At 45.3% G+C, this 14,193-nt stretch carries 13 protein-coding genes and 2 pseudogenes; 13 read left to right on the top strand and 2 right to left on the bottom strand.

All coding sequences use genetic code 11. The annotated features are described in order from the left end of the window. Nucleotides 1–26 precede the first annotated feature (26 nt). The 5 genes from DXV75_RS04870 (at nt 27) to DXV75_RS04850 (ending at nt 6,510) form a co-directional block, all read left to right on the top strand. Nucleotides 27–863: a heparin lyase I family protein gene (locus DXV75_RS04870; protein WP_115592272.1), complete on the top strand. Its 837-nt coding sequence runs from the start codon at nt 27–29 to the stop codon at nt 861–863. Nucleotides 864–888: 25 nt separating this feature from the next. Further along, a complete protein-coding gene (locus DXV75_RS04865) occupies nt 889–2,346 on the top strand; it encodes a sulfatase-like hydrolase/transferase (protein WP_181898360.1) in 1,458 nt (485 codons plus the stop codon). A 58-nt stretch (nt 2,347–2,404) separates the two neighbouring features. Then, nucleotides 2,405–3,925, top strand: coding sequence for a BNR-4 repeat-containing protein (locus tag DXV75_RS04860; RefSeq protein ID WP_181898359.1), 1,521 nt, complete (start codon nt 2,405–2,407; stop codon nt 3,923–3,925). Nucleotides 3,926–3,947: 22 nt separating this feature from the next. After that, a complete protein-coding gene (locus DXV75_RS04855; RefSeq protein ID WP_115592270.1) occupies nt 3,948–5,609 on the top strand; it encodes a hypothetical protein in 1,662 nt (553 codons plus the stop codon). 325 nt (nt 5,610–5,934) lie between these two features. Further along, nucleotides 5,935–6,510 (top strand): hypothetical protein, encoded by a 576-nt coding sequence (locus tag DXV75_RS04850; RefSeq protein ID WP_115592269.1) that lies wholly within the window; start codon nt 5,935–5,937, stop codon nt 6,508–6,510. A 102-nt stretch (nt 6,511–6,612) separates the two neighbouring features. Here the strand turns inward: DXV75_RS04850 and DXV75_RS04845 are convergent. Beyond that, nucleotides 6,613–7,730, bottom strand: a pseudogene (locus DXV75_RS04845) (IS4 family transposase). A gap of 210 nt (nt 7,731–7,940) precedes the next feature. Between DXV75_RS04845 and DXV75_RS04840 the strand changes: the two are divergent. The 5 genes from DXV75_RS04840 to DXV75_RS04820 all read left to right on the top strand — a co-directional run bounded on the left by DXV75_RS04840 (nt 7,941) and on the right by DXV75_RS04820 (nt 10,882). After that, a complete protein-coding gene (locus DXV75_RS04840) occupies nt 7,941–8,279 on the top strand; it encodes a hypothetical protein (RefSeq protein WP_181898358.1) in 339 nt (112 codons plus the stop codon). A gap of 80 nt (nt 8,280–8,359) precedes the next feature. Further along, complete coding sequence (locus DXV75_RS04835; protein WP_115592268.1) at nt 8,360–8,998, top strand: LysE family translocator; 639 nt, start codon at nt 8,360–8,362, stop codon at nt 8,996–8,998. A gap of 403 nt (nt 8,999–9,401) precedes the next feature. Then, nucleotides 9,402–9,902 carry a hypothetical protein gene (locus DXV75_RS04830; RefSeq protein WP_115592267.1) on the top strand — a complete coding sequence of 167 codons (501 nt, stop codon included), beginning with the start codon at nt 9,402–9,404 and terminating at the stop codon, nt 9,900–9,902. A 117-nt stretch (nt 9,903–10,019) separates the two neighbouring features. Next, nucleotides 10,020–10,223 carry a hypothetical protein gene (locus DXV75_RS04825; protein ID WP_115592266.1) on the top strand — a complete coding sequence of 68 codons (204 nt, stop codon included), beginning with the start codon at nt 10,020–10,022 and terminating at the stop codon, nt 10,221–10,223. Nucleotides 10,224–10,309: 86 nt separating this feature from the next. Next, the gene (locus DXV75_RS04820) at nt 10,310–10,882 is read left to right on the top strand and encodes an SEL1-like repeat protein (protein ID WP_115592265.1); all 573 of its coding nucleotides are present in this window, start codon (nt 10,310–10,312) and stop codon (nt 10,880–10,882) included. A gap of 56 nt (nt 10,883–10,938) precedes the next feature. On the opposite strand, the pseudogene DXV75_RS04815 reads toward DXV75_RS04820, so the two are convergent. Continuing rightward, nucleotides 10,939–11,978 (bottom strand): annotated as a pseudogene (locus DXV75_RS04815) (IS481 family transposase). 400 nt (nt 11,979–12,378) lie between these two features. Between DXV75_RS04815 and DXV75_RS04810 the strand changes: the two are divergent. From DXV75_RS04810 to DXV75_RS04800, 3 genes are all read left to right on the top strand, one after another. Further along, the gene (locus DXV75_RS04810) at nt 12,379–12,744 is read left to right on the top strand and encodes a hypothetical protein (RefSeq protein WP_115592264.1); all 366 of its coding nucleotides are present in this window, start codon (nt 12,379–12,381) and stop codon (nt 12,742–12,744) included. A 121-nt stretch (nt 12,745–12,865) separates the two neighbouring features. Continuing rightward, nucleotides 12,866–13,291: a hypothetical protein gene (locus DXV75_RS04805; protein ID WP_115592263.1), complete on the top strand. Its 426-nt coding sequence runs from the start codon at nt 12,866–12,868 to the stop codon at nt 13,289–13,291. Nucleotides 13,292–13,678: 387 nt separating this feature from the next. Next, a complete protein-coding gene (locus DXV75_RS04800) occupies nt 13,679–13,984 on the top strand; it encodes a hypothetical protein (protein WP_147291796.1) in 306 nt (101 codons plus the stop codon). Nucleotides 13,985–14,193: the final 209 nt, after the last annotated feature.

Below are 14,193 nucleotides of genomic sequence, written 5' to 3'. Positions count from 1 at the left end.
AAAACAGGCATTTGGAAGGTTGAATTATGAAAAAAATTATTGCTTTTATGACATTTGTTGCGCTGAATGCTCTGCCTGCTTCAGCGGAGATTTTGTGGTCGGCAGATCCCAATGTCAGTGAAAAAGTTTCGGATTATTTTAAGCGGCTTGATGATGGCAACTACCCGCAGGATTATTGCGTGGTTAAAGGCGATGAGAAAGGCGTGACACCGTCATCGGTAGAAGTTGTGGATGACGAAACGCAGGGTAAAGTTTGGAAAATTAACAAACCCATCAACCGTAAGCGGGGGGAGTTTGCCCGTTTTGAAGGTGAGGTTAATTCCCTTTCACCAAAAGAGGGGGATGATATTTACATTGCCTGGAACTGGAAAATAGATACCCAGGACGGCGCTCAAATTGATAAGGAAATCACCGTATTTCAATGGAAATCTGCCAGCCCCCATGATCAGAATTACCCGCTGAACATGGAGTACGATGGGGATTTAACCCTGAACGCTTTTGGTCCGGATTATGAGGGCAGAAAAAACCAGTTTGCCCGTCGTTCAGTTTTGTGGCGCAAAGCAGTACCTCAGAATGAATGGGTGTCACTGGTCGTTCGAATTAAAGTCGATAAAGACGATTTTGGTGGTCTGGTTGAGTTTTGGTTTAATGGTGAGAAACAACCACTCGACAACCTCAAATCAAAACTGTATCGGGTGAAATTATCAGACGACAAAATGACTGTATTTCACCGCACCAACGATGGGCGCTTTGTTTATCCCAAGTGGGGCGCGTACAACAAAAAGTCCTGCCAGTACAATGTTAATGCCTACTTCCATAATATGAGGGTTGGCACCAGTTTGGCTTCGGTTATTGCCAATTAACCGGGAAGGAGACAGGAACGATATTATGCTAAGCAGAAGAAACTTTATGTTGGGTACAGCGGCCTGCGCTGGTGCCGCGCTTACGCCTTTTCAGGTTTGGGCTGAACTCAAAAAACAGTACCCGAATGTGTTGATGCTGATTGTGGACGACCTGAACGATTGGGTAGGTGCAATGGGCGGGCACCCAAATGCCAAAACGCCTAACATTGACAAGTTGGCCGATCAGGGGACCCTGTTTACCAACGCCCATGCGCCGGCGCCCTTATGTGGCCCCTCCCGTGCGAGTATTATGACCGGGCTCGCCCCTTCCACCACGGGTATTTACGGTCACATTGAAGATAACAATATTCGTAAAGCCAACGACAAAGCGGCCCATTCGGTATTTTTAAGTGAGTATTTTAAACAGCACGGTTATTACACCGCTGCTGTGGGTAAGGTGTTCCACCAGAGTGTGGCAGACGGAAGTTTTGATGATTTTGGTGGGCGGGTAAAACTGTTCGGCCCATACCCCGAGAAGAACTTCAAATGGGATCAACCCAAAACCAGCACCGATTGGGGCCCATTTCCGGAGCGCGATGATCAAATGCCGGACTTTGATTCTGCGCATTGGATAGCCAATAAACTGAAACAGCAACACGACAAACCGTTCTTTATGGCGTGCGGCTTTTTACGCCCGCATGTGCCCTGGCATGTGCCGCAAAAGTGGTTCGATATGCACCCGGCCAAAGATTTGTATTTGCCTCCTTACATGAGTGAAGATTTAAGCGATGTGCCTGAAATTGCACGTATTATTTCAGACCATCCCATGATGCCTACTACTCAGTGGGCTCTGGAAAACGGAGAGTACCGCAATATTGTGCAGGCCTACCTTGCCAGTGTTTCCTTCGTGGATTCCTGTGTGGGTATTGTGCTGGATGCGCTGGAAAACAGTGAGTATGCCAACAACACGGCAGTGGTTTTGTGGGGAGACCACGGGTACCATTTGGGTGAGAAAGACAAATTTGCCAAAATGACGTTGTGGGAGCGGGCCACCCGCACACCGCTCATTATAAAGCCCCCCAAATCGTCGGAAAAACAAGTCAGTAACAAGCCAGTGAGCTTGCTCGACCTGTACCCCACGCTGGTAAAAATGTGCGGTTTGCCTGAAAACCCCGACACCGAAGGTAAAGATTTAACTCCGTTATTGCACAACCCGAATGCGCCCTGGCAGCACGCTGCTGTTACCACCTATGGTGAAAACAATCATGCGGTAAAAACCGAGCGTTATCGTTACATCCGTTATGAGGACGGTTCGGAAGAACTCTATGATCATCAAATCGACAAGGAAGAATGGCGCAATTTGGCGGGCGACCCTGCCTATGCCCAGGTAAAACAGCAACTGGCGCAACATTTGCCCAGGGTTAATGAAAAATGGTCCAGTCAGTCCCAGTATCGGGGTAATGATTATTTTACCACCAAAACAGAACAAGCCGGTGGCAATTAGGGCAGAACACCGTGGTTGTTCTGTTGGATTGGTCTGTAGTCAGGAAGTGTATAAAAAGATGAATTACTGGAAAAAACAGTTATTACTGATGGTATGTCTCAGTGGTATTGCAACGGTTAGTGCCGAGGTTACCCTGGAACAGGAAGTGAAAATAACCGATTCTGCGCTGCATTTTGATGGTGTAAAAGTCAAACGCGGTACGCCCGACAATAAAGAGGGGAAGTACGACTACTATTTTGGCCCGCAGATATCGGCTCACGGTGACAGCGTTAAACCTTTTGGCGATTACGTGTTTTTGACCTGGTATCACGGCGGAAAAGACAACCGCCACGTAATGTTAACCCGGTACAACACGCTAACCGGTTCACTTGCTACCATTAAGTTTCCTCACCGGCATACCGGGTGGCAGGGCATTCGCCATATTGGCGAGTCTCACAACACCATAGCCGTAGCAATAAGCCCAATCGATGGAACCATTCACCTGCTGTACGATATGCATGGTTATGATCGCATCCGGCCCGGCGATGGCAGTTTTGCCAATGATTATTTTCGCTATTCCTACAGTGTTCCAGGCGCGGCCACATTGCCCGATTCGGAATTTACCCTGGATAAGTTCGTCAAAGATACCAGCGCCAAAAGTGAAGGTAATGATGATTACAAACACCTCTCCCTGACTGGCGTTGAAGATCACGAACAATACTCCCGCTTGACCTACCCCAAATTTTTCACCAATACCGACGGTACCTTGTTAATGTACATGCGTAAGGGGCGCGACAATAACGGCGGCTACGTGTTTTCCAGATACGAGGCTGATAATAAGACATGGTCGCCGTTTATACGTTTCAATGTTACCGATGCCAGCAACTATGGGCAGCCATACGACTGGGGTTTGTATGGCAACATGAAATACGTAAACGGAAAACTGAGGGTTGGGTTTCAACGCCGCCTGGCCAACAAGGAAGACAAGTATTCCCATCAAAATGGTTTTTACTACGCCTATTCTGACCACCCGGATGGCCGCGACCAGTGGAAAACCCATGAAGGCAAGCCCTTACCCGTTTTTCCCGTTCAGGATGCCGACACCATCAAAGTAGGTGAACCCGGTGATTTGGTAGAGGCCAGTGGTAAGAACCAGGTGTCCATTACCGGTGGTTTTGACTGGAATGTAACCGCCAGAGGGGACATCCATATTGTGGGTAAGGTAAAAGACAAACTGAACAATCAGACTGTTAACGTGCACAGCTACAAGCCAGCGGGTGCAAAGAAATTTACCACTACAAAGGATTTTTCCGGCGCGGACAAAATATATACGGCGGGCAATGATATCTACATTGTCGGCTTAAAAGATGGCAGACCGTTTATCGAGAAAGGCATTGGTGGTACTAACAATTTTGCCCTTGTATACCATGCACAGAGCGGTAAAACCTTCAATCATGGCACGGTGCACATTGCTAATGGCAAAGTGTATTTTTATATGATGGAGAAAAAGTCAGGCAGTAGCCAACCGCTGTATTTGCAGATCATTGATCTGGGTATTGGAGGGGGATCTGCCGCTTCCAATATGGTTGCTGATAACTGAAATTAAAGGATTTACAAGTATTATGAAATTACGCACATCGTTTACTTTGGTTATGGCAACGCTGATGGCTGTGGGTTGCACCAACAAATCTGAACAAACCCAAGCGGTGCAGCCTGATGAAACCTTTTCGGAGAGCCAGGCGCAGGCAAACCTGACTTTTGCCAAAAATCAGTATCTGAAAATGATCGACCACATTGAAAACGGTCGCAACCTCCATTTTCGTCCTGCCTGTGAAGCCGATCCAACCATGATCTGCATACCGCGCTCAGAGGAGCACGGTGGCATTTTCATGGACAAAAATGAAAAATGGACCAACGGCTTTTTCCCCGGGTTAATGTGGAAACTGCTCGCCAACAAAGAGAATGTTGAGTGGCAGAGTGGCGAGGAGCAAAAACTGTATAACAGTGCCAAATATTTTCAGCAGGCACTGTATGGCGACGCCACCCTGAGCAGCACCCACGATTTAGGCTTTATGCTGTACGATTCGTTTGGTGAAGCCTTGCAATACGAAGGGCTGGATGCTCAAGCTCGCGAACTGTATCGGAAATTACTGGACACCGGCCGTGCCACGTTATCTGCCCGTTACAGTGACCAGAAAGGTGTGATCAAATCCTGGGATTTCGAACCAAACATGAAATTAACCACGGTGGAGAACGGAGAACAGGTTGTCGGTTTGTATTCGCTGGCCAACCCCTGGACTTACCCGGTCATTATCGACAACATGATGAATCTGGAATATTTGTTAGACAGTGATGTCGAGCGTTACCATGAAATTGCGTTTACCCACGCCAAAACCACTCTTGCCAATCATTACTTTTATGACGAGTCTGACAGTAAAAAACAGTTCCCACTTTCGTACCATGTATTTGATTACGGTGCCAATAAGCCCGGAAACTGGCAGGGGGTCGGCAACATTTCTGCCTGGGCGCGAGGGCAGGGGTGGTCGCTGTATGGTTACCTGACCATTGTTGAAGCCATGGATAATGCCAAAATAGATTTATCAGAGTTCCCGGATTTCAACGCGCATTTACACCGCCTGCTCGGCAGTATCGAGCATTTGCTGGAAGACGGTTACGTGCCGTACTGGGATTTTTTTGCTGCGCGCGACAATGCCTATGAATACGCTGAAAATACCTCGCCGGAAACGGCGGTCTATTCCGGGATCCTGGAATTGTGTTCTAAGCGCCTGGAAGCGCACATCACGCCCTATAAAGGCTATCGCCCGCAAACGCTGGATGCTTCGCTGTTGTCACAGGAGTCTCTGGACCGCCTGCAAGGCAAGATAAACTGGTATGGTGAGCCAGTATTACAGGGGGATAAACTGGTTCCCTGTGGCAGTGAACCTTACCCTCAGAGCCATCAGAAGATCCCCCGTGACACCTCCGCTGCAGCCCTTTATGCCTCGGCACTGTACCGTTATGCAACCATTGCTGATGACCGCGCTGAAAAAGAAAAGTACGCGGCGCTGGCGGACAATATTATGGCAGAACTGACCACCCAGTATCGAACCGACCGCAACAACAGCCGCCCGCACAGTTTTGATTACGGATTTGTGCTTGCCGAGGCTACCGGAGATATGGGCAATGCCGGCGAAATCAGCACACCGATTGTTTATGGCGATTTTTATTTCGTTGAGGCAAACATACGTAAAATTGCTTACGAACAAAGCATTATCGCGCCGTAGGAGTACCCCATGCATTACAGTCATCGACTGACTGTAATGCATAAAAAACGGTGCTGTACTCAAGGCATTATTCCTGCAATGGGAATGTTTGGAGTTTTGGAAAGCAAACACGATGCCTGGATACATTCCCTTGGCATCGTTTCTACTCGATGTAGGGCTGCTTAAGTGCCAGTCGCTGCTGTTCAGACCTTATATCGTGAAGGGCTGTTTTGTACGTATAGCAGACATTTTGCCTTTCCCATGAAACACAGAATATGGTTTTTCAGGAGAAACGGGTGTTACTATGAAGTCTCAGTAATAAGCTGTTAGGCATAGCGAGGAATTTGTGAAAACAGGAGATTGGGTAGATACATTGCACGGAATTGGAAAAGTAATATCTATACATCCACTTTACGCGGATGAATTCGATGTTCTATTTTCGAACAAAACACTTGGAGAAAAACTACAAGATATTGTCATTTATAAAGTATTTTGTGACTTTAAAGGCAATATTAAAAAAAGGGTACATTTTGATAGCGGTGATTCTTCTCTTTGCACTCCTTTGTGTCAGGAGAGTCAAAATATAATTAACCGACTTTCTACCAGTCACCTTAAAGAAATTGATAACTTTTCCAATAAAACATCTAAAAAGAAATTTGGTAATTGGCTTTACCTTTACTTAAATTATAATGATAACCAATTCAATGCGTTAAAAAGCTTGGAAGGCGTTAAATATCCTATATCTTTTACACAATATTCTGATTTAATATCTGAGCTAAATTTAGATCTTAAAATCAGGCATTATAATGTCGATCCTAGTTCATATATTACTTTGAGCTTTTTTCATGAAAACTATGAATATATAAAAGGACAAAGGGTTTTTACAAAAGTAAATTGTACTCATATTGAAGGGTATGCCTAACAAGTCATTCAAGCAGGACAAAAAACAGCTGGTTTTTGCTCGTGCCTCGCTAATTTTAACCAGCTATTTTATTGCCTCTTAATGAGGCGCTGGGGGATCCCCTCATAATTCTGGCACTCCAGTGACGTGAATTCTCCGAATGTACTGGTCGATTGCCCACCGAATTTCAACCGTTGAAACTGGATAATCCCGCCTTCGTTTTCGTACTTCTCTGCCCAGGCGGATCAACGAGAGTACCGGCCGATGCCGGATGGTGTTGGCCTGAAACGCCCTCTGCCACTGGTGTTTGTGCGCTACCATTCCGATCAGTCTTAGCAGCCACTCAGCCAGCATGGCGATGAGCAGCAGAATATCGAAGCGCTTGGTACAGCGACTGTTACTGTGACGCAGGCCCAATCCATACTGTGGACTTTTGAGATCCCGGAAACTTTCTTCTATCTGCATCCGTTTGGCATACAGGTTCACTAGCTGTTTTGAGGTCATGGCCGACGCTGGTAGATTGGTCGCCAGCAACCAGGGCTCTTTGCTGCCATCCCGATAACTTTGCTGGGCGGTGTGGTTTCGTCCTGCTTTGGATGATCGGCTGTCCTGCCGCCCTTTGGGCTTTGCCTTGTATAAATGCAAGTGCGCGTTGATGGGGCTCTTGCGGCCTAGCTCACCCAACCCCAGGTACCGGGCCTTGGCGTTTGCAGAGGGATAATAGGATTTATTGCTGCGCCAGGTTTCACTGCCTTGCAACTTGAATCCAACTTCACCGCGCACCCGCCTCAGCCATGCTTTGCCACCTCCCGAAACCAGGGATTCCGATAGCCTGCATCCGTGATTATTAATGGGCAGCAGGTCGCCGGCAATATGGCCGCCAGTTCACGCAGGAATGGGTTGTGACTGACTGGAGAGTTATATTCCGAAAACGAGAATACCCGCTCGTACAGGGTTACCGAACGCCCTTCAAAACTGACAGAAGCCCTCAAGGTTTGATGGCGCATCTGCTCCCGTACATCCGACCAATCAATCAGGATTATCGGCATCGGATTGGCACCACACAGCAACCGCGCGTGCCAGCGATAAATGTCCAGACGCTCCTGATACAAGGCCCGGTTCCCAAGCAAACGGTCAATCCGTTTGATGTTGTGTTTGGCCGCTACGTTGCCCGTAACATTGCGGCCCAGCTCCGTAAGCGACAGTTGCTGCCCGTCCAGCAACGATTTCACCGCGACCATTAGCGAGTTCAGACGCTTTTGGTGCAAATTAGGGCATTGATATTGAAGCAAATCATGTAATATGGCGATGTCACGCATGGTGTGATGTTCTGAATTGTTTTTGGCGAAATAAATTAGATCAAATCGCGCCATGCGTGTCCATGTTATTGAATCTGCTTTAATTTATGAGGGGATTCGTTAGAGCTTAGTGTTATAAGCCAGTTTAAGGCCATGGAAATATTCATTTTTACAATTGGCGCTGCCATCTATTTAGTCGCAGTAAACTTGTTGATTAAAGGTCACAAGTCGTTAAACCTTCGCTTCGGTTGGCCAACCCCATCAGGGTTAGCTAACAACGCCATTTGCTATTTCTTTTTTGCTGTTTTTATTTGCGCGGTCATTCCATTCGCTTTCTTTTTCCCATTATGGCTCAACACGGTTGCGCCCATACTACAGTCAACTCAAACAAACAGGGCCCTTCTAATATTGGCCGGTGGCATTGTTCTTTCACTTGCAATGTGGTTAAACTATAAAAAGACTAAACAAGGCAGTTTTAACAATGGCTTATAAATTAATAAGCGGTTCTTAGGGTCCGCTTCATTTAAATGTTAGCTGCCGTTTAGCATTTGTTCTTTTTTCGGAGATTTGAAATGGATTTAAACAATATTCTTACGTTTATCGCTGTTGCAACGTTGCTCGTAATTTCTCCTGGCCCTAATGGGTTTCTTATTGCCAAAACAGTGCCTCTATCTGGGCATCGCGCAGGTCTAGCCAATGTTGCAGGTTTTGTGGCAGCTTTTTATGTCCATGGTACGCTATCAATATTTGGTATATCTATTCTATTGGTACAATCTGCAAACGCCTTTTTTGTTTTTAAAATGCTGGGGGCTGCCTATTTAATTTGGCTGGGTGTAAAAGCGCTTAGAAACGCTGTTAGTCAAAATTCAGTTGTACATAATTTAGAGCCGGAGTTGCAACAAAAACCAGTATCTACAAAAGGTGCGTTCTTTGAAGGCTTTTTAACTAATTCCCTTAACCCTAAAGTGTCAATATTCTACCTCGCTGCTTTTCCGCAATTCATGCCCGCAGATGGTAGCGCGTTCAGTGCGTATTCTCTTGTTACGGCCCACGCAATAGTTAATGTTGTATGGTTTTCAGCAATGGTATTTACTCTTGCCAAGGTTAAAAGTGCAACTAACCACCCTAAATTTAAAGTTTGGTTAAACTCAGTTACAGGTATTGTATTTATTGGGTTTGGCACTAAATTGGCATTTGCGAAGAGCAGCTAACAAACAACTGTAGCCGTTCGCTGGCGCTCACTGGGACAATAACACGCAGGCCCAGTCGCTCCGCTCCCAGTTTAGCCTGCGTGTTATTGCCCCTAAGTTGGGCGTTGAACGTCTGCTGTTTGTCTGATGGGGCCGCCTGGTAACGCTTGCTGTGCGTCATAACAGTACGTGAAGCAGACAGTTGTAATTCGGGCAGCTACAGTGTTTCGAATGGCCTAGGAAGCGGTCTCTGGGCGACATGATTTGTAGCGATTGCTGACCACGAATTATGCATTGCAAATGCTAAGCGACATACCTGTAGTTATGTACAAGTTTGATCACTTTCCCCCATATTCAGAAAAACGACCCAATCGCGCGTTTATGTCTAACTAATAATCAGACCAAGCAACTTACAGCCATTGTTATGCTTGGCTTTGATAAACATGACGAGCATGGCACTATAGATAAAAACGAGCACAGGCTCGGTAGAAAAACGCGCAATTTGCGCACTATTAAATTGTTATATTTTCGGAGTAACATGCTAATGAAATGGGTTTTATTTTGCTTGTTTCTATGCGGTACAGCCGAAGCTACAACTTGTATTGCAACAGATGAAGACTTTTTTCTTTGGAATCAAAAGTATCAATCTCTTATCGATGTTAAATCTAGAATGTCTGATGGGGATTATGTTGTTGAAGTAATCGCACCTAGCAGTCTAGATGATCGTGAGTTTGAAAATGTTGTTTTAATTTTCGGTAACTCCGAGTCCCCATTTTTATTTGTGCCTTTACAAACTTACGATGAAGACGGTAAAAAAGTTACTTGGTATACCGTTGCTGGTGAAATGGTTCGTAATCAAACCTTAGAGTTTTCCTACGGCGAAGGATGCGGAATCTCAGTCAGCGTGCCGGTAATATTTAACTGAAAATATAACAAACCAAGTCAGCGGGACACTAACACGTAGGCTCCCGTCACTTCGTTCCGGATTTTAGCCTACGTGTTATTGCCCCTGCTTGGGGCGTTATAGGGCTTCAAGGTGACTATGAGCAAACTCGCTGGAATGGCTATCAATGAACGTCTTTTCCATGTCGGTATCATGGAGGAGTTTGATGCGGCCATTTCGTCATGCAATCAAAAAGAAGCAGTTGCTCTATTACAGCGTGCAGAGATCTCTAGGGAAGAGGCAATGGTGGCTGTGGCAACAATTTTTGAGAATCCTGGTAGGTATGGCTACCCCAAGCAGTAACCACGGTGCCATGCAGTCCACTAAAAATTAATAAGCGGTTCTTAGGGGCCGCTTCATTTAAATGTTATATCGCATGGAAAGTTTAAATGTATAAATTGGTCGCTCTACTTGTCAGCCTTCTCACAACAAATGTCGTTTACGCAGAAAAGTGCAATATTGAGTATTTGGAAGAAATTGAATATACCGATATAGAATGCCAGTTCTATATGGGAACTCAAGCTTATCGAAATCATGTTTACTCTGTTGCGGCCGCGCACTGGCAATATGCAACTAAAGCTGAGGGTCGATTTGAAGGTGATGACTCGTTGAAGGCAATGGCACAAAGTACTTTAAATTTTCTTTATTACCAAGGGTTAGGTGTAAAAGAGAATAAAATTTTAGCCGTAAATAACTGGAAAGAGGCGGTTAAGAAAGGGGATTTTGAAGCTAGAAGGCATTTGGGGTTTGCTTATTCAGATCCTGCTTTCAAGCAAAAAGATGCCATAAAAGCTTTAGGCTGGTATGAATCAGTTTTCATGGTCGCAGAAAAATTCGACGAACTAGATGAATCGGATAAAAATGTTTATACCGATGCTCTTGATGCTGCTGAGAAAATTAGAAAACAGTTGTCAGTTGAGGAAAGAGGTCAATCGCTTGAGTTCGCTAGATCAACACTGTAAGTGTACTAGCTCAGACCTGATCTGACAGTTACCCGTTTTACGGTGCCAGTGTCAGATTAGCTTTGAGCTAAGTTCTTCTCAGCCCAAATCTGCTTCCCATCGGTTAATGTTTCCATTGGCGTTCTACCGCAGCACATTTTGCCCTGATGAGTCCTTCCATTGTTGTAGTATTCCAGCCACTCGTCCAGATCTTTCTGTAATGCTTCCAGCGAGTCATAGAGCTTTTTGCGGAAGGTGACCTGATAGAATTCATTCAGGATGGTTTTGTGGAATCGCTCACAGATCCCATTGGTTTGCGGATGTCGCGCCTTGGTTTTTGTGTGGTCGATATCGTTGATGGCTAAGTAAAGCTGATAATCATGCTGTTCTACTTTGCCGCAGTATTCTGTACCCCTGTCTGTCAGTATTCTCAGCATCGGCAGCTCCTGCGCCTCAAAGAACGGCAATACTCTGTCGTTGAGTATATCGGCCGAGGTGATTGGCGTTTTGGTCGTGTAGAGCTTGGCGAACGCAATTTTACTGTAGGTATCGACGAAGGTTTGCTGGTAAATGCGGCCGACACCTTTGAGGTTGCCGACGTAGAAGGTATCTTGCGAGCCTAGGTAGCCGGGATGGTGCGTTTCAATTTCACCGCAGGCCTCGTCGTCCTGCTTTTTCTTCTCAAGCGCGGCAACCTGCTCATCTGTCAGAATGATGCCATCACTTTCAACCTTGGCTTCCAGTGCAGCAAGTCGCTTTTTGAAGTTTTCCAGATTATGCCTGAGCCATATCGAACGAACACCGCTGCCTGAAACGAACACGCCTACTTTACGCAGCTCATTACTGGTTCTCGCCTGACCGTGTGCAGGAAACGCAATAGCGTGTGCTCTGACGGCCTGCTCGGTCTCTTCATCGACTCTGTTTTTGAGATTAGGTGTGCGTCTTGAACGGTTAATAGCGAATCGACTCCGCCTTCCTCAACCAGTTCCTGATACCGATAGAATGTATCGCGGGACACGCCCATCACTTTACAGGCCTTCGATACATTGCCCAGCTCTTCAGCCAGATTTAACAGTCCTGCTTTGTGTTTAATGATTGGATTGCTAGTATGCAACATGAGAGTTACCTATTTTGTTTTGATTAAAGATTCGACACCTTTATCAAAACGGGTAACTCTCAACTTTTCAAGAAGATGTGTCAGATCTGGTCGGAACTAATTCACTGTAAGTGCGATATAACAAACGCATTAAATCGCTCGCAAGCTCGCTGGGACGTTAACACATGGGCTGCGTCACTTCGTTCCTAATTTTAGCCCATGTGTTATCGCCCTTTATGCGGGTGTTGACCGTCCGCTCCTTGTCTATTGATGCCCGTCGGTGCTCGCTGCCAGGCAGCTCCATACGTATAGCAGTCATTTAACCCTTCCCATGAAAACACAGAACATGTTTTTTCAGGGGAAACCGGTGTTACTATGAAGTCTCAGTAATAAGCTGTTATGTTTCTTGTAAGGTTGTCCGATGTTAAATAGGCTTTCAGTAAATCTTTGCTTTGGTACCCAGCTCTTTGGGCGAGCACTATTTATGTTGATTCTCCCTATTGCTCCAATCGCTGTAATATATAAGCCGTTTGAAAAAGTTTTAGTGATTTATATTCTCTTTGTTTTAGCGTTTTTGTTCATGTGGGCTGCACCGATCTACGTTTGGGGCGCGTTTCAAAAGTGTCCAAAATGCTCAAAGAGAATACTTGTATTGCCTAAAGGAAAACGTCGCCCTGAATTTGTCAAAGGGAAAGGGTGGTGGTATCAAGATTTTGGTGAGTTAATAAATATCATGCGTAGTCGTGAGCTTCCGTGTCATCACTGCGGTAATTTGCACGAAATGTAACAAACATAACAAACCAAGTCAGCGGGACACTAACACGTAGGCTCCCGTCACTTCGTTCCGTATTTTAGCCTACGTGTTATTGCCCCTGCTTGGGGCGTTAGGTGCCATACAAGGAATTAATATGGATTTGGATAACCAAATTGGTAACTTTTATCGTGCAGGTATTGGCTTAGTTACCTCTGCAATATCATTAGCTTTTTTTGCGTTAATTGGCTTTTTACTCCTAAACAAAACCGCTCCCTTATCTGTTCAAATAATCGGTTTCATTTTTGTTTTACTGCTTCTGGCTATTTGGTTTGCCAAGTTAAGCTATCAACTTATTTTTCAAACCTCCAAACAACATACTCGCTTGTTTTCGCCAATATCCATCATTGTCATATTTTCAGTTGTTGGTTTAGGCGCATTGGCGGGTATCATATTTAGGTTTGTATCAGGAGACTTGGAAAACGGTTTCTTAAGTATTTTTATTTTGCTCATGCTGTTTCCGCTTGGTCATTTTTGTTGGCAGCATGCTAAAAACAATAGTGGCAGTACAAATGGCACCTAACAAGCCACTCAAAGCTCTCGCTTCGCTCGCTGGGACGCTAACACATGGGCTGCGTCACTTCGTTCCTAATTTTAGCCCATGTGTTATCGCCCCTTAGTGGGGGGTTGACTGTCCGGCTATTGTCTAACTGAGTCGGCAGGTGAAGCTTGTAGTTCGGCATCGTACGTATTGCAGACGCTGGCGCTATATTAAATACATCTCATTTTTCGGTGAATTTCAGCCAACCTCAAAACTGCGCAGGAATGTCCTGCTTCCTTACAGCCAATGCCTCCTTTGGCTTTCAGAAAAAGAGTTGTTCTGGCACTATGGATAAAAAATGAACACATACTCGGTAGAAAAACGCGCAGCTCACGCACTATTAAATTGTTATACGTCATGGAGGAACTATTGGATACTCGTCAACTAAAGGCAATGAAGCGATTTCGAAAAGGTGCCAGGTTCATCGGATTTTGGTTTATTCTTATCGGTGGTTTTATGCTTTACCAGTTTTTGGGTATCTTGATGGACCCTGAGGCCACGATAACTTACAACGGAGTTCCTACTAATGAGTATTCGGTAAAGTTGGATGCTGTTATTTTTATGGGCTTATTTGTTGTTATTGGGTTGTTGGCGGCAGTCTCTCCTTCAAGTTGGCTTAATAAAATATTTGTTGCAAAAATGTCTTTTAAATCAGTCATCGGATTTAAAAAATGACACCGGCCTACATAATTGCTGTTTTAATTGGAATACATATAGTGTGGGCGTTTCTGAATTCAGTCGCCTTTAAAGATACTTTATTCGTCAGAAGTTATTCCAAGTATTTATATGCGCTTTTGAATTGGCTAATTCCTTTACTTGGGCCATTAATCGTTCACTTTTCAATAAGAGGCTCCTTCGCGGCCGGTAGTGCAGGCAATCCAGTA

The sequence above is a fragment of the Alteromonas aestuariivivens genome (assembly GCF_003367475.1).
Classification (GTDB): Bacteria; Pseudomonadota; Gammaproteobacteria; order Enterobacterales; family Alteromonadaceae; genus Alteromonas; species Alteromonas aestuariivivens.
Note: the sequence above shows the minus strand (reverse complement) of the source record. Positions and strands in the feature narration are given on the sequence as shown.